This window comes from Leeuwenhoekiella sp. ZYFB001, from assembly GCF_011784865.1.
GTDB lineage: Bacteria > Bacteroidota > Bacteroidia > Flavobacteriales > Flavobacteriaceae > Leeuwenhoekiella > Leeuwenhoekiella palythoae.
Window position 1 is genome coordinate 563148 of sequence record NZ_CP050460.1, and the last position, 17484, is coordinate 580631.

General features: G+C 38.7%; 12 protein-coding genes. 1 reads left to right on the forward strand and 11 read right to left on the reverse strand.

Features of this window, described 5'->3' with window-relative positions; translation table 11 throughout:
• Nucleotides 1-4: 4 nt before the first annotated feature.
• Nucleotides 5-1489, forward strand: a complete 1485-nt coding sequence (locus tag HCN54_RS02375; protein WP_167596381.1) for an SLC13 family permease — start codon at nt 5-7, stop codon at nt 1487-1489.
• A gap of 246 nt (nt 1490-1735) precedes the next feature.
• Here the strand turns inward: HCN54_RS02375 and rpe are convergent, their stop codons facing one another.
• The 11 genes from rpe to HCN54_RS02430 all read right to left on the reverse strand — a co-directional run bounded on the left by rpe (nt 1736) and on the right by HCN54_RS02430 (nt 17480).
• A complete protein-coding gene (rpe, locus tag HCN54_RS02380; RefSeq protein WP_167596382.1) occupies nt 1736-2395 on the reverse strand; it encodes a ribulose-phosphate 3-epimerase in 660 nt (219 codons plus the stop codon).
• A 249-nt stretch (nt 2396-2644) separates the two neighbouring features.
• Nucleotides 2645-3508, reverse strand: coding sequence for an RNA polymerase sigma factor RpoD/SigA (locus tag HCN54_RS02385; protein ID WP_072984432.1), 864 nt, complete (start codon nt 3506-3508; stop codon nt 2645-2647).
• Between the two features lie 203 nt (nt 3509-3711).
• Nucleotides 3712-6465: an ATP-binding protein gene (locus HCN54_RS02390; protein ID WP_167596383.1), complete on the reverse strand. Its 2754-nt coding sequence runs from the start codon at nt 6463-6465 to the stop codon at nt 3712-3714.
• Nucleotides 6466-6700: 235 nt separating this feature from the next.
• Entirely contained in the window at nt 6701-7900 is a 1200-nt protein-coding gene (locus HCN54_RS02395; RefSeq protein ID WP_167596384.1) for a glutamate-5-semialdehyde dehydrogenase, read from the reverse strand.
• Nucleotides 7901-7953: 53 nt separating this feature from the next.
• Nucleotides 7954-8724: a glutamate 5-kinase gene (gene proB, locus HCN54_RS02400; protein ID WP_072984438.1), complete on the reverse strand. Its 771-nt coding sequence runs from the start codon at nt 8722-8724 to the stop codon at nt 7954-7956.
• Nucleotides 8725-8728: 4 nt separating this feature from the next.
• Entirely contained in the window at nt 8729-9535 is an 807-nt protein-coding gene (gene proC / locus HCN54_RS02405) for a pyrroline-5-carboxylate reductase (protein WP_072984440.1), read from the reverse strand.
• Between the two features lie 382 nt (nt 9536-9917).
• Entirely contained in the window at nt 9918-12143 is a 2226-nt protein-coding gene (locus HCN54_RS02410) for a polyribonucleotide nucleotidyltransferase (RefSeq protein ID WP_167596385.1), read from the reverse strand.
• A gap of 257 nt (nt 12144-12400) precedes the next feature.
• Complete coding sequence (gene rpsO, locus HCN54_RS02415; protein ID WP_167596386.1) at nt 12401-12670, reverse strand: 30S ribosomal protein S15; 270 nt, start codon at nt 12668-12670, stop codon at nt 12401-12403.
• Between the two features lie 95 nt (nt 12671-12765).
• Nucleotides 12766-13623, reverse strand: coding sequence for an acetyl-CoA carboxylase, carboxyltransferase subunit beta (gene accD / locus HCN54_RS02420; RefSeq protein ID WP_072984444.1), 858 nt, complete (start codon nt 13621-13623; stop codon nt 12766-12768).
• 127 nt (nt 13624-13750) lie between these two features.
• Nucleotides 13751-14818, reverse strand: coding sequence for a class II fructose-bisphosphate aldolase (fbaA, locus tag HCN54_RS02425; protein WP_072984446.1), 1068 nt, complete (start codon nt 14816-14818; stop codon nt 13751-13753).
• Between the two features lie 67 nt (nt 14819-14885).
• Entirely contained in the window at nt 14886-17480 is a 2595-nt protein-coding gene (locus HCN54_RS02430; protein WP_167596387.1) for a BamA/TamA family outer membrane protein, read from the reverse strand.
• Nucleotides 17481-17484: the final 4 nt, after the last annotated feature.

Genomic DNA, 17484 nt, shown 5'->3' on the forward strand with positions numbered 1-17484 from the left:
TACCATGAAATTTAAAAAGTCTATTTTCTTAGTACTTGGTCCTGTACTATTTTTAATACTGCAACAGTTAGACGCGCCAACCGGCATGTCACAGCCCGCTTACAATATTCTTTGCGTAACGTTATGGATGGCATTATGGTGGGTTACCGAAGTCGTCCCTATCGCAGTGACTGCTTTGCTTCCTATTGTATTGTTTCCGCTTACGGGGGCGGTAGATATCTCAACGACTACAGCGTCGTATGGGCACAAATATGTGTTCTTGTATATGGGCGGTTTTATTTTAGCAATTGCAATTGAAAAATGGAATCTCCACAAGCGCATCGCTTTGCATATCATCAAAATCATTGGGACCAATGTCAAAAATATTATTCTAGGTTTTATGGTGGCAACCGCATTTTTATCTATGTGGATTTCTAATACTGCTACTTCTGTAATGATGCTGCCCATAGGGATGTCAATCGTATCTCAGTTAAAGGACAATCCCAATACTATTGCAGATGAGAATATGATTTTTGGGAAAGCACTGATGTTGGGTATTGCGTATAGCGCCTCGATAGGAGGTGTGGCAACTTTGATAGGAACGCCGCCAAACTTGGTTTTCGCCGGTTATATTGAAGAGGTTTATGCGATAGATATTAGCTTTTTTCAGTGGTTTAAGTTCGGTTTTCCTATTAGTTTGATCTTGCTCGTTATCAGTTGGTGGTACCTCACAAACATTGCATATTCTTTTAAACAGAAAGACTTTCCCGGCGGAAAAGCAGAAATCAATCGCTTGCTCAAGGAGTTGGGACCTATGCAGCGTGAAGAAAAAACGGTGTTGGTTGTTTTTACAACTACGGCTATTTGCTGGATCACCAGATCTTTCTTCTTAGAAAATTGGTTTCCCGGCATTGATGATACCATCATCGCAATAGCTGCAGGTATTTTACTATTTACACTGAATGCTTCCGGAAAAGGAAAACGTATTTTACACTGGGAAGAAGCCGTAAATATTCCTTGGGGAATCATTCTTCTTTTTGGCGGCGGAATGGCATTGGCATCCGGTTTTGAGGTTACAGGATTGGCAAAATGGTTCGGACTTCAGATGACTCTTTTAGATGCCTTACCGCTTTTATTGATTATTCTCCTTGTTATTTTCAGTGTCAATTTTATAACAGAATTGACTTCAAATCTTGCCACCACGGCGATGTTATTGCCCATTCTGGCACCAATAGCGCTTGAGCTTGATCTTAATCCTTATATGCTTTTAGTTGCAACCACAGTTGCCGCTTCTTGTGCGTTTATGCTGCCGGTGGCTACACCGCCCAACGCCGTAGTTTTCGGTTCAGGATATCTTAAAATACCTGATATGGTAAAAGCCGGATTTTGGATGAATATTGTTTCAATAATCCTATTAACGTTATTTGTATATTTTATGCTTCCATTCGTTTGGGATTTTGACCCTTATGGGTTTAGTAAAAAGTTTGTGACCGAAGGAATATCAGGATAGGAATGCACTAAAGTATTAGTTATAATGTTAAAGTCGCTCTCCATTACGGAATTCCGTACTTTTTTCTGAACGCTTCTTCTTTTATTTGCTACGGATTAGATTTAAGATCAAGAACGAGCAGATTACTGTTGCATTCTAATAATTTTGTTGGCTGTAGGGGGCGTTGCAAAGCGATTAGTACAAACAGATCTGCTCTTCTTTTTTCACTACACCCGAAGCGATTCAACCCCAATAAAAAAGAGCTGTTTAGGAGATAAGCTCTTTCATTATTTTTATGGTTTCGGTTGGATTTTCAGCCTTAAAAATAAAGCTTCCAGCCACTAAAACATCTGCACCACTCTCTATCAATTGTTTTGCATTACGATCTGTCACTCCGCCATCAATTTCGATTAACGTATTAGCATTATGCGTGAGAATGATCTCTTTTAATTCCCGCACTTTTCGGTAGGTATTCTCTATGAACGATTGACCGCCAAACCCCGGATTCACACTCATAATGATGACTTGGTCGATATCAGTAATTACATCTTTTAAAAGGTGTACTGGCGTGTGTGGATTAAGCGCTACTCCTGCTTTCATTCCTTCTGCTTTGATCGCCTGCAAGGTGCGGTGTAAATGGGTGCAAGCTTCGTAATGTACGGTAAGATTAGTGCTTCCTAAAGCTGCAAAAGTCTTGATATAGCGATCTGGATCTACGATCATTAAATGTACATCAATCACTTTTTTTGCGTGCTGCGTTATGGCTTGAACCACCGGCATTCCAAAAGAGATATTGGGTACAAAAACACCATCCATCACATCTACATGCAGCCAGTCTGCATCACTAGCGTTGACCATTTTAATATCGCGTTCAAGGTTTGCAAAATCAGCAGCAAGGATAGAAGGAGCAAGGTATTTAGGAGTCATATCAAATTTTATTTATAGCGTAAATTTAAGAATTGCTGCTTTAGAAGTGGTGTCAATTTAGATTTATATCAGCTCAAATAGATACCATGAAAAATCCCCGGTAATCAGCCGGGGATTCATTCATCAATCAAAAAACGAACAGTTATGATGAACTGTTGTTACTTTAAATATTTTCTTGGGGTTTCAATATTAGTGCAATTTACTAAAAAGCTAGCGAAACACCCTATTTTTAACGAATTCTTGTAAAATCTAGCCTAAATAGGTTTTTAAAATTTTGCTGCGAGAGGTGTGTTTAAGTCTTCTGATCGCCTTTTCTTTAATTTGGCGTACACGCTCACGAGTAAGGTCAAAAGTCTCACCAATTTCTTCAAGAGTCATAGGATGTTGATGACCTAAACCAAAATATAAACGCACAACATCAGCTTCGCGTGGCGTTAGCGTTTCTAGAGCACGTTCGATCTCTGTACTAAGGGATTCGCTAAGCAATTCACGGTCAGGGTTAGGAGACTCACCAGAGCGCAAAACATCATATAAGTTAGAATCTTCCCCTTCAATAAGTGGCGCATCCATACTTACGTGACGACCTGCATTCTTAAGCGATTCTTTTACCTCATTAACAGTCATATCAAGCTCTTTTGCAATTTCTTCAGGGCTTGGCGGACGCTCATTAGCTTGCTCTAGAAACGCGTAAGTTTTGTTGATTTTATTGATACTTCCGATCTTGTTTAGTGGAAGACGCACAATGCGTGATTGCTCAGCTAATGCTTGTAAAATAGATTGTCTAATCCACCAAACAGCATAAGAGATAAATTTAAAACCGCGCGTTTCGTCAAAACGCTGCGCAGCTTTGATAAGACCTAAATTTCCTTCATTAATCAAGTCAGGAAGCGTTAGCCCTTGGTTTTGGTATTGTTTTGCAACAGAAACCACAAAACGCAGGTTAGCTTTAGTCAATTTTTCTAATGCACGCTGATCGCCTGCTTTAATACGTTGTGCTAATTCAACCTCCTCATCGGCAGTAATAAGGTCTACTTTACCAATTTCTTGTAAATACTTGTCAAGCGAAGCGGTTTCTCTGTTAGTAACCTGTTTTGTAATCTTAAGTTGTCTCATAGGACCATCACATATTTAAAATGTTCCACCGGATTGGTTATACCGGTACTCAATGTTTGAATCGCAGCGGCAAAATGCGTAACTGCTGATTTACCTATTATACGTAAAGAGGTAATTAAAGGTTACAGAAATATTTAATTTTTTTTAGAAAACTTTAACAAATAGCTGAACGACTGATTTTTTCGCTTAAAGACCAAAATTTGCTATACTTCTTTTAGTCCAATCAGCTGAAGATTGACATCTACTAATGCTTTGTTATAAAGCATTTCAAAAGCTTGGAGATGCGTTTTTGCTTCTTCGATTTTATCAGCATTTTTAAGATGCGTTTCTATTTGTTGTAGATGATGACCGTGTTCTGTCATCCCAAGATTCATAAAACTCGATTTCATTTTATGAGCCAGCGTACTCGCTCTGGCATAATACTCACGCTCAACACAGTTGCGTAGACTGTTGAAATCTTCAGGGGTTTCTGTAATGAATACTTCAAGAAGTGCAATTACAAAATCTTTGTCGTTATCAAAAATGGCAAAGAGTTGATTTAAATCTACGGAAGAAGGCGCCGTTTCAGATAGTGCTTTTTGAGGTTCAGGCGGCTCAGGATCCTGTTGTTTTTGCTCCACAGGTTTTTCAGCGGAAGAATTATCAGAAATCAACCAATATAGTACCTCTTTTAGCGCTTCTTCCTTCAAGGGTTTTGTCAAATAAAAGTCAATACCTGCTTTAATAGCATTTTTACGCGCTTCCGGAAAAACATCAGCAGAGCACGCCACGATAGGTACTTTATTTAATTGATCTTGTTCTGACCTTCTAATGGCTGCAATAGCGTCGAGCCCGTTCATAACCGGCATATGCATATCCATCAAAATAAGATCGTATTTTTTAGGTGCATTGGTGTAAATAGCGACCGCTTCTTCACCATTCTCAGCAATATCCGCTTGAACTTCTAAACCCTGAAGCAGTTGACGAATGTAAAACTGGTTCATCTTATTATCCTCAGCTACAAGAACGGTCAAGCCTTTTAAATGCTTCGGTTTACCGTCAACAGGTTTTTCGAGATCTTGAAGCTTTTTACGTTTACTCTTTTCAAAGCTTAGGTCAAAATAAAAGGTAGAACCCTCGCCAACGAGACTTTCAGCACTGAGTTTTCCGTCTTGTAAATTAATGAGCTCTTTGGTGATGGAAAGACCCAATCCTGTACCATTTATTTTAGCGTGCTCCGGCTCATCAACTTGATAAAAACTATCAAAGATTTTATTCAGTTGTTCGGCGGGGATTCCTATTCCTGTGTCTTTAACGGTAAACTTGATTTTGACCGATTCAGCAGTTTCTTCAACTAGCTTTAGATCAAGTTGTATGACACCGCGCTTGGTGAATTTAATAGCGTTACCTAACAGGTTAGTAATGATCTGATTTAATCGATATTGATCGCCAATCACAATATCCGGAATGCTTGGGTCAATTTCGGTATTTAGTTTTAACCCCTTTTCCCGAGCCTTTACTTCAAAAGCATTTGAGAGGTTGGTGATCACTTCCGCCAGATTAAAATCAGAAGACTGTAAGGTGAGCTTTCCTGCTTCGATCTTTGAAAAATCAAGAATATCATTCACAATCGACAAGAGATTTTTTGCCGAAAATGAAATGCCTTCTAAGTTTTTCTTTAAAAGTTGCTTATCGTCAAAACCTTTCTTGATTAAAATTTCAGAAAGTCCTAAGATCACGTTGAGCGGGGTGCGGATCTCGTGGCTCATATTAGACAAAAACGTCGTCTTTGCTTCCGCAGTGCGCTCGGCATTCATTTTAGCCTTCAAGGTATCTTTTCGCTCTGTGATATTTCTGATAAAAAGACTAAAAGTATCTACGGGTTCAGAATAGTTATTGGTAAAAGTGACCTCATAAGGCATGAGTTCACCTTGAGTATTTTTAATATCCAGCTCCACACGATTACCAATGAGCGCCAGAGGTTGTTGTTTATAGAGGTTCTGAATGTCTGTATGCAGCTTTGTACTGATGGCCTCAGGAAATAATTTATAAACGGAAGTTTGCCTAAGTTGTTCCTTCTCAAGGCCAAAAATGCGCGTACTCAAGGTATTCATTCCTTTAATCGCCCCGGAATTATCAAAAAGCAAGTAACCGTCCAATAAATTCTCCAGCACATCTACGTGCGTGGTTTGCGCACTATGCGCCGATGGTTTTTGCTTAGGTAAAGGGGTTTCCTGAGGTGGAAGGGGCTCTATAGGCGGTTTAAAATAGTCTTTGTTAGCCGACTCGTTTAGCAACGAAGTAAAAAGCTGCGGCATCACATCATTGATGGCTACGACTGCATTTAATTTTTCATAATAGCTGAAAAACTCTTCTTTAGTACCCGAGAATGCTGAATCAACAAAGTCTTGCCCAAAGATTTCACCAAATTCTTTATTGATCTTATATGCATCATCTTTAATTCTTCTAAAGCTGTTAATCTGCTGAACAAGATCTGAAGATGGCTCTGCGTGAAATGCTTTTTCTAAAGAATTCAGCCACGAGATCGTGGTATTTAATTCCGGATCTTCATCTTTAAACTTCTTTAAAATCGTAATCAGAAAGAGTTGCGCAAGGCTGATTTCTTGGTTTTTTCCGCTAGTGTAGAGCGGTAAGAATGCATTAGAATTTGCAATTTTTGGAAATTGCTTTTTGATCTGTAAACGCAACTTCTCTTCTGTGCTGATGTAACGCGCATCGTGATTGATGAGGTAAAACTCTAAATCGAGATAAAAGTTGACAACACAGATTTCTGCTAAATAGGTATCTTCAGGAAACTCAAAATTTTCAATCTTCGATTCTAAAAGTTTCAATCTAGGGCCCGGCGTGCCCAAACCGATGAGGTAATTGAAAAAGTTTTTTATAGGATCTTCTGTAGAATCACTTTTAGTAATCCTAGTAGCACGATGATTGAGAAGACGATCTATAAATGAGCTCATTGGGTGTGAGATGGCAAAACAAAAGCTTTATTTCGTTTAAAGGCTAAATTAAATATTTTAAATGAATACTAATGAATTTTACTTGTAGGAAAAGTTTGAATTTAAGGCTTTTACCAAAAATCAAATTTCATTGCTTTTTTGCTGAAAAATTTTCAGTAGATGATTTTAAAACTTGATAAAAAAATAAAAGGGAGCTCAATGAAGAACTCCCTTTTTGAATAATATTTACTGATAATTAGACTCTTACGTGTCCGTCACCAAATACATAGTATTTATTTGTCACCAATTGTTTTAATCCTAAGGGACCTCTATGGTGCAATTTATCGGTACTGATCGCTAACTCGGCACCAACGCCCATTTGTCCGCCATCTGTAAATCGCGTGGAAGCGTTATGATAAACCGCTGCTGTATCTATGTTTTCCATAAAGATTGTCGCAGCTTCTTTATCAGTTGTCATAATCGCACTGGAGTGACCACCGCTGTAGGTGTTGATCTTTTCCATAGCTTCTTCCATACTGTCAACAGCGCCAAGAACAATTTTCATCGCTAAAAATTCTTCATACCACGTATCTTCATTCGGAATCACGGCATTATCGCTAAGAACTTCTTTTGAAGCTTTGTCTGCTAATACTTCAACACCTTTAGCTTTAAGAATTTGATCTAATTCTTTGATCTTAGCTTCATAATCAACAATGTTCTTGTCTACCAATACTTTATCTAGCGCGTTACATCCAGATATTTTATCGGTTTTAGCATTGATGATTACCTCAATAGTTTTGGCCCAATCTGCTTTTGGATGCACATATAGGAAGTTGTTTCCTCTACCGCTAACCAAAACAGCACATTTAGCGTGTTCTTTTACAAATCCGATTAAGCGCTCACCGCCACGAGGAACAATCAAATCTAAAGGTTGATTAGGATTCTTTAAGAATGCCTGAGTTTCTTCACGATTCATTTGTAACATAGTTATCCAAGACTCATCAAGGTCATTCTCGCGTAAAGCTTGTTTCCAGCAGTCTACAAGAACCACATTACTATGATGCGCCTCTTTACCACCTTTAAGCAAAATTTTATTATTTGCTTTAAAAGCTAGAACTGCAGCTTCAATAGTAACATCAGGACGCGATTCATAAATGATCATAATGGTTCCAAATGGAGCTGTCTTATTGATGATTTTTAAACCGCTATCAAGTGTTGTATTTGAAATTTCTTGACTTACAGGATCTTCTTGATTGCGCACCTCTTTAATCGCCTGAATCATTCCGGCAATTTTTGCATCGTTTACAACCAATCTGTCGTAAAGGGCTTGATCGTCGCGATTAAAAGCCTCTAAATCTTTTTTATTAGCTTCTAAAATTTCGCTTTTTCTTGATTCAATAATCGTCATCATTGAATCAAGAACTTTATTTTTTATATCTGAATTGAGTAATTGCATTTTACTTTTTTTCTTTTATTAATTTGAATTGAACGAACTAATCTATTTCAAACTTAAGCTTGAAACTTAGTACCAATTTCTTTGCCTTCCAGAAGGTCAACAATCACATTAGGTTTTTTACCATTAGCAATAAAGCAAGTGATGTCTTTGCGAGCAGTTTCTTTAGCGATTTTAAGCTTAGATTTCATTCCTCCTCGTCCTTCACCTTCGGCTTTGTTATTTTCTTGAACGTATTGTTCTACTTTTTGCTCAGGGTGTACTTCTGTTAATTTTTCTGATTCATCATCATCAGGATGCCCTGTGTAAAGTCCGTCTGTATCTGTAAGCAGAATTAATGCATCTGCGTTGATCAATTCGGCTACAAGACTTGCGAGCTCATCATTATCAGTAAACATTGACATAGTTAATGATACTGCATCATCCTCATTTGCGATAGGTATAATACCTTCAGACAATAAACCTTCATAGCAATTGATCATATTCTCGCGGTGCTTCCCTGGCGCAAAATCACGCTTAGTAGCAAGCAATTGAGCGCAATGCATACCAAAACTATTAAATAGCGTATAATAGTGACGCATCATACGAGGTTGCCCAACTGAAGAGAATATTTGTCTACGGGTAGAAGCATCTTCATAATTGCATTCTCCTAAGACTTCTTTACCTGCAATTGCAGAACCTGAAGAAACTAAAACAGGCTGGTAACCTTTTTCATAAAGCTCTGCGATTTGTCTCACAAGCTCATGAAGAACAGGCCCAACAATTCTGTTGTTTCTATTGGTCATTACATTAGTTCCTACTTTTATAACTACACGTTTTGTGCTCATAGTTTTATTTTTCTTTACCGAGTTCTGTTGCACGGTCAAATGCTGCATAAGCAGCTTCTTTAATTAATTCTTTAACGTTATTATCTTCCATTGAATCTAGTGCGGCACGCGTCGTACCACCTTTTGAAGCAACGCGATCCATCCACTTTTCAGGTGTAAGATCAGATTCATTAAATAGTTTCACAGCGCCTTCAAAGGTTTGTGATACTAATACTTTTGAATCGTTAGGAGAGAAGCCCATTTTTAATGCTGCTTCTAACATAGACTGCATAAAATAAAATACATATGCAGGACCACTACCTGAAATACCAGTAGAAGCATCAATAAATTGCTCTGTTTCTACGTGTATTGACTCACCAGTAGTATCTAAAAGACTTCTAACAGTCAATAATTCCACTCTACTAACCTCTTTAGATTCTGTAAAAGAAGTCACTCCTTTACCTACTTTGGCAGGTAAATTAGGCATAGTACGTATAACTTTTTTTACGCCTAAACCTTCTTGAATGGTATTTATAGTTACACCCGCCATTAACGATACAAAAAGTTGATCTTGGTTTATGTAGGGCTTAATACTGTCAAATAATGATTGACTGTGGTACGGTTTAACCGCGATAAAAATAACATCAGCTTGTGGCACACATTCTTCAATGCTGTCATAAGCATCAAACTGCGCCATAGTTGATAAAGCTTCTGTTTTTTGAGGTGAGACATCAAAGATCATAAGCTTGCGCTTATTTAAAAATGGGGAGTTTGCCATTCCTTCGGCATAGGTAAGTCCCATATTGCCAGCACCTAATACTAATACTTTCATTAAATAGTTTTTAATTAATTAGTTCGCCCTATTTAGTGCAAGTATCATGCGAGACTCAGAAAATGAGCAAGTATCCTAGAATATTGATAGGAAAAAGGCTGTTAGCGTACACCCAATGAAGCTTAAGGAAGGTTTGCTAACTAAATGTTAAAAAAGCATTGCGGATTTCGCAGTTCCTTTTTGGCAGTTTTTCTGCCAAATGCTGTACATCTGTCAGTTTTATGTCAGTAGTAGTAGGTAATATCCAAATATTATGAATCAAAGAATATTTTTAAAGGAAATAAATTGAATTAAGCAGGGATTTCAATTTTCAGCGATTTGACTCAAAAAACATAAAAAAAGGGAGCATTTAGCTCCCTTTTTCAATAAAATCTATCAGAAATTAATCTCTTTTACGATCTTTATTTCTGTTATCGCGGCCTCGATTGTCACGAGATCCACGGTCTTTGTTGTCATTATTTCTAGGAGCACGTTCTTTGTAACCTTCCGGTTTTGGCAGAAGTGCTTTACGAGAAACTTTTTCCTTGCGTGTACGAGAATCGATTCCGAAGTATTTTACTTCAAATTCATCTCCCATATTAACCACGTCGCTTACATTCTCTGTTCGTTCCCAAGCAAGCTCAGATACGTGAAGAAGTACTTCATTACCCGGAGCAGCAAGATATTCTACAACAGCACCAAAGTCAAGCATCTTGATTACTTTCACTTTGTAAGACTCACCAACTTTTGGTTTAAAAGTGATTGAATCTATTTTTGCAAGAACTGCATTGATTCCTTCAGTTCCTGTACCTAGAATTTCAACGACTCCTTCTTCGGTTACAGGATCTTCGTTGATTACAATGGTAGTTCCAGTTTCTTTCTGAAGTTCTTGAATTACTTTTCCGCCAGGTCCTATAAGCGCACCAATGTATTCATTAGCAATGCGCGTAGTAACCATTTTAGGAGCGTAATCTTTAACATCCTCACGAGGTTCTGAGATAGTATCGGTAAGATGATTTAAGATGTGTAAACGACCATCGCGTGCCTGGTGAAGTGCTTTTACAAGAATTTCGTAAGAAAGACCTTTTACTTTAATGTCCATCTGGCAAGCAGTGATACCATCAGCCGTACCGGTCACTTTAAAGTCCATATCACCTAGGTGATCTTCATCACCAAGAATATCAGAAAGTACAGCGTATTTACCGCTTTCAACATCAGTGATAAGACCCATTGCGATACCAGAAACTGGTTTCTTAAGTTTTACACCGGCATCCATAATGGCCATAGTACCTGCGCAAACTGTTGCCATAGAAGAAGAACCGTTAGATTCTAAAATCTCTGAAACAACACGTACGGTATACGGGCAATCTGCTGGGATCATTCCTTTTAATGCACGCTGTGCTAAGTTACCGTGACCTACCTCACGACGAGACGTTCCACGAATAGGACGCGCTTCACCGGTTGAGAAAGGAGGGAAGTTGTAGTGTAAATAGAATGTTTCTTCACCCTCATAAGAAGGCATATCAATTTGATTAGCCTCTCTAGATGTACCTAACGTAACGGTTGCAAGCGCCTGAGTTTCCCCACGTGTAAAGATAGAAGAACCGTGTACAGATGGTAAATAGTCAGTCTCACACCAAATTGGGCGAATCTCAGTAGTCTTACGACCATCAAGACGTAAACCTTCATTTAAAGTAAGATCGCGTACTGCAGCTTTTTCGGCTTTGTAGAAATACTTAGAGATCAAATCTCCAAACGCTTCAAGATCTTCTTCCGAGAAGGTTCCTTTTACTTCTTCTTTAATGGCGTCAAAAGCAGTGCTGCGCTCGTGTTTAGAAGAACCTGCTTTGGCTACTTCATACACTTTGTCATACGTTAAGTCGTGAACTTTTTTCTCAAGCTCTGCGTCCTCAACTTCTGGTTCGTACTCACGGGTTGGTTTTTTACCAAAAGCTTCCGCAAGGCGAATTTGAGCCTCACACTGAACTTTAATAGCTTCGTGAGCAGCTTTGATGGCTTCGGTCATTTCTTCTTCAGAAATTTCGTCCATCTCACCTTCAACCATCATTACAGAGTCAGCCGAAGCACCAATAACCATATCGATGTCAGATTCTGCTAACTGTGTGCGAGAAGGGTTGATGATAAACTCACCGTTTACACGACCCACACGTACTTCAGAAATCGCACATTCAAATGGGAAATCTGAAAGTTGAATTGCTGCAGATGCTGCAAGACCTGCCATCGCATCAGGCATTACATCTTCGTCATGAGACATTAACTGAATCATAACCTGAGTTTCTGCGTGATAATCTTTTGGGAACAATGGGCGAAGTACACGGTCTACAAGACGCATGGTTAATACTTCACCATCACTTGGGCGAGCTTCTCTTTTGAAGAAACCACCAGGATAGCGGCCAGCGGCAGCAAATTTTTCACGATAATCTACCGTTAACGGAAGAAAATCAACATCACTTTGCTTGTAGTTTGAAACTACGGTACAAAGCAACATACATTTACCGGATTGAACAACAACAGAGCCGTGTGCCTGTTTTGCCAATTTACCGGTTTCGATAGAGATCTCTCTACCATCACCAAGGTCAATGACCTCTTTGAAAGTCTTTGGAATCATATTTTGATTTTTCATCTGTATCCTAAATCGAGGATACTGTTAAACATAAGCTGCAAACCTATTCAGGTTGCGGCAAGGTCGTTGTGTTGTTGTGTGTAGTGTTTGACCAATGAAAAACCTAAGGATAGCTTTCTTTGCCCTTTCGGGACTTAACCAAAAATATGGTTTTTATTTTACTGAAGCTTCAAATTTAGTCTGAAACAAACAGATTTTAAAAATAAAAGGGACTGAAAAACAGCCCCTTTTATAAATAAGAATTATTTTCTTAAACCTAATTCTTTAACGATAGCACGATATCTGTTGATATCTTTCTTAGTTAAATAGTCAAGTAATGCTCTACGCTTACCTACTAACTTTACTAGAGAACGCTCAGTGTTAAAGTCTTTGCGGTTTCTTTTTAAGTGCTCTGTAAGGTGGTTGATGCGGTGTGTGAACAACGCAATTTGTCCTTCTGCAGATCCGGTATCGTTTTTGTCTTTACCGAACTGGCTGAAAATTTCATCTTTTTTCTCTTGAGTAAGATACATGCCAATATTATTTAAATAGTTTTTATGTATTCAATGAGGTGATCTCATTGAGCCGGCAAAGATACAATTAATTTCTAAATACCGGTCTGTTATTTTTAATTGCGAACAGGCTGATTTAAAATCAAGTCGATGTAAAGGTTGATATTCTTTTTCAGTTCTTTTCGGTGTGATATAAAATCAAGGAAACCGTGCTCTTTTAAAAATTCTGCTGTCTGAAAATCTTCAGGCAATTCTTGACCGGTAGTATCGCGTACAACACGAGGTCCTGCAAAACCAATTAAAGCTCCCGGCTCAGAAATATTAATATCACCTAACATCGCAAATGAAGCAGTGGTTCCACCGGTGGTAGGATCTGTACATAACGAGATGTATGGAATTTTTGCTTCGGCAAGTTGCGCCAGTTTAGCAGAAGTTTTTGCTAATTGCATTAAGGATAATGCAGCTTCCATCATACGTGCTCCACCAGATTTTGAAATGATCACTAAAGGTACGTTGTGCTTAAGGGAGTAATCTGCAGCACGCGCGATTTTCTCGCCCACTACAGAACCCATAGATCCACCGATGAATTTAAAATCCATTGCAGCAACAACAAGGTCTTTACCCATACTTTTACCTACGGCAGTACGTACGGCATCTTTTAAACCGGTTTTTGCTTCTGCATCCTTGAGACGGTCAACATATTTTTTAGTGTCTTCAAATCCTAACGGATCTTTTGAAGTAAGATTTTTATCTAGCTCTTTGTATTTGCCTTCATCAAAAAGAATTGAAAAATACTCATTACTGCCTATTCTTACGTGATAATCATCTTCTGGACTTACGTAAAAATTCTTAGCAAGTTCATCTGCATCAATGATTTTACCGGTAGGAGATTTGTACCAAAGTCCTTTAGGTACATCTTTTTTATTTTCGGTAGCAGTTTGTATTCCTTTTTCTTTCCGTTTAAACCAAGCCATATTTTGTGCTTTTTAGTTTGTAAGCTTTTAGGGGTGCTTCTTAAAAATTAAGAGGCTGTTTTTAAAGGTTGAAAAACCTCAGAATATAAATCCTGAGGTTTTAAAATTTCTTTTCGCGGATGCGAAATTACAAAGTATTTACGTTATTTAAATCTTCAAACGCTTTTTCTAAACGCGCCACAAAAGATTCTTCACCTTTGCGTAACCAAACGCGTGGATCGTAAAATTTCTTATTTGGGCTGTCTTCTCCGGTTGGATTACCTATTTGTGTTTGAAGATAGTCTGCATTTGCATCAAAATATTTGCGAATACCTTCCGTAAATGCCCACTGTAAATCAGTATCAATATTCATTTTGATAACGCCATAGCTAATACCTTCACGAATTTCTTCAACGGTAGAACCACTTCCTCCGTGGAATACAAAGTCGATATGGTTTTCTCCAACCCCGTATTTTTCTGAAATATATTCCTGAGAATTCTTCAAAATTTTCGGAGTCAATTTTACGTTACCAGGCTTGTAAACCCCGTGAACGTTACCAAAAGCCGCAGCGATGGTAAACTGATCACTTACTTTGCTTAATTCTTCATAAGCGTAAGCAACTTCTTCTGGCTGCGTATACAATTTAGAAACGTCAACATCAGAGTTATCTACACCATCTTCTTCACCACCGGTGATACCAAGTTCGATTTCAAGAGTCATTTCCATCTTGCTCATACGCTCAAGGTATTTTTTACAAAGCTCGATGTTCTCTTCAATAGGCTCTTCACTAAGGTCAATCATATGAGAGCTAAAAAGGGAATGCCCATGTTCTTTATAGTATTCTTCAGAAGCATCAAGAAGACCGTCAATCCAAGGTAAAAGTTTTTTAGCGCAGTGGTCAGTGTGTAAAATAACTGTTGCACCATAACGCTTTGCTAATTCGTGCACGTGTTTTGCTCCTGCGATTGCTCCTGCAACTGCTGCTTGCTGGTTATCGTTAGCATAACCTTTTCCTGCGTTAAATTGAGCACCTCCGTTAGAAAATTGAAGGATTACAGGTGCATTTAATTTTGCAGCTGTTTCTAAAACACCGTTTATGGTATTAGAGCCGATTACATTTACAGCTGGAAGCGCGTAGCCATTTTCTTTAGCGTGTTTAAAAATTGCCTGAACTTCTTTACCGGTTGCAACCCCCGGTTTGATACTATGACTCATAAGTTGTTGTTTACTTAGTTAAGGGCATAAAATTAATAAATAATTAGGGTTTGACCACCTAATTTGCTTAGAAAGGATAGTTAATACCCACGTTATAGACCGCATTAGAAAAATTTGTGTTTTTAAACCAGCGTTCGCCGTTAGGTAGCGCGGGATCATAGGTTTTAAATCCTATATCAAAACGCAAAACAAAAAAGCTAAAATCATAGCGTAGACCAAAACCGGTTCCTACGGCGATATCTTCAAGACTTTTTAAGCCGGTAAAGGTGGCCTGTGGATCTTCAATATTATCTAGCGCGTTCCAGATGTTTCCTACATCGGCAAAAATAGCGCCTTTTAAATCACCTAAAAAGGTAAAGCGTTGTTCTGCGTTAAACGCCAGTTTCATATTGGCTTCATTAAAATCGTTAGGGCTATCCGTGCTTCCGGGGCCTAAGCGGTATGCTTGCCAGGCGCGGTTGTCATTAGATCCACCACCAAAAAAACTGCGAATAAAAGGGATACTGTTTGAATTTCCATACGGAATGGCAATACCTCCGTATGCCCTTACAGCCAATATATTGTCGTTGCCAAAATCCCAATGTTTAATAAAATCCAATTCGGTTTTTACATATTGCGAGAAGGTCACACCAAGAACTCTTGAGGAACCGTTTTCATTTTCTTCAAGTCCTATCAGATTGCTAATGGCGCTTAATGTATTACCGGCAACTTCAAGCTTGGCTCTAAAACTGGTAAACTCATCGTCAAATAAATTATCCCGAGTGTTTTTGTAGTAGGTAAAACTAGAAGCTAATATCAAGTTGTCTTCGGTAAGGCGCTGGCGGCGTTCTTCAATATTCACAACGTCATTAAACTCTGTTGTGGTAACGGCAATATTTCGGTTTTGTACAGCATTTATAAAGTCTAAAGCACCATCCGGAATATCTAAATTGCCCTCTTCATTTAAATACGGAATCACCTGTGTAGGATACCCAAGAGCGATAGTGTTCAGTTCGTCGTACGAATTCTCATAAACGTTAAAGTAGTTTGAGATATTCAAATTACGCACATACTGAATGTCAAAAAGATCAAAACGGTAATTTAAATTTTCTGAAGGGGTCCATTTATAATTAATTCCGCCGGTGACATTTTGTTTATCTAAACCTATGTTTTGCTGAATACCTATACCGGTCGTGAAACTGGTAGAAGGTGACATTTCAGGTGCGATGAAATTGGTGCGAATAGGGAAGAAGATACGCGGAATCGTCAGACTTACATCGGCACCTATTTCAGTGATATCAAAAAGCTCAGGGCTGTTGCTTCCTGCTGCGGTTCTGGAATCTCCTATACTTGCACGCCCGGAAATTTGCAAAGTTTCCATTCCGCCTAAAACATTTCTAATGCGTAGCGAACCACCGCCGGCAATCCCAAAACGTTGAATATTGGAGGTAGAAACATCAAAGTCTGCCCTCAGGTTGAATTTAGGCAGTGGGGTAAGCAGAATATTGGCGATAAGATCTGTGCCTTCTGGGTCATCAGGATCTTCAGAAAACCGAAGGTCTGGATATCTAAAAGTGCCCAGCTGACTTAATCGAATTAAGGTTTGATTGCGTGCCTCGTCGCTGTAGGTTTCTCCGGGCTCAATGAAAATCGCATCGATTAGGCGCTTAGACTTATACCGCAATTTGTCATAAGCATAGAGGTAATGATCATCGCGCACCAGACTATCTGAATAGGTGTCGTTGCGCAAAGCATAACCATAATCTGTTGTGACTTTAACCTTACTTATTTTATGAACCTTTAGTGGTAATTCATAAACCGAATCTCTCCCGCGGATCTCCCTGTTTCTAATGTTCATCTCGAGATTAACCCGATGGTTGGTATTCACTGAGTCTCCTACAAAACTTATAAATTCCTGATCAAAATGAAACAAGCCGTTATTACGCATCAGCTCGGTGATGCGACTGGTTTCGGCGTTGATGTCGAGCAGTTCGTATTGCGCATCTTTCTTGATAAAAGACTCATTTTTATGCGCTTGGTAAATAGAATCTGCAGCAGCAGATTTGATAAAGGTTTTTAACGAATCAATGATATATGGTCTTTGCGTATTTACCGAATAGATCACCTTAGCACGTTTGTTTGCGCTATCTTTCTCGATCTCATAGGTCGTTTCGGCATTAAACCAGCCTTTACTGTTGTAGTATTCGGTTAAACGGTCTGCCGATCTTTTGGTAAGATTTTCGGTAATGATCGCGGGCTCTTCCCCAAAATCTTTAAGCACTTCGTTAAAACCTAGTTTAAATTTGATGTACTTATCGAGTTGTTTTCGCGAGAGTACGCCAGACCAAAATTTTAACGTTCGCTGGTCGTTGTCGTTTAATTTATGCTGAAGAATGCTGTCTAAGTTGGGACGCGCCCAATTGTAAATGTATAGTCTAACCGGAGTTCCTAAAAGCGGAACTTTTGTATTGGGCTGTAAATACGGAATGTTATTAATGTTGTAGGCTTCGTTGACTTCACCGTTAACGACAATCTCATTTTCAGAAAGTAAATATTTTCCTTGCGGAACACGCTTTACCGCATCACAGGCAGCTAGAACGAGTAGCAGTATGATAAATAATCCTATTTTTGCGGAAAGTTTTTGCAAGGGCTTTTTTATAAAAATAACTTCAAAAATACACATTAGA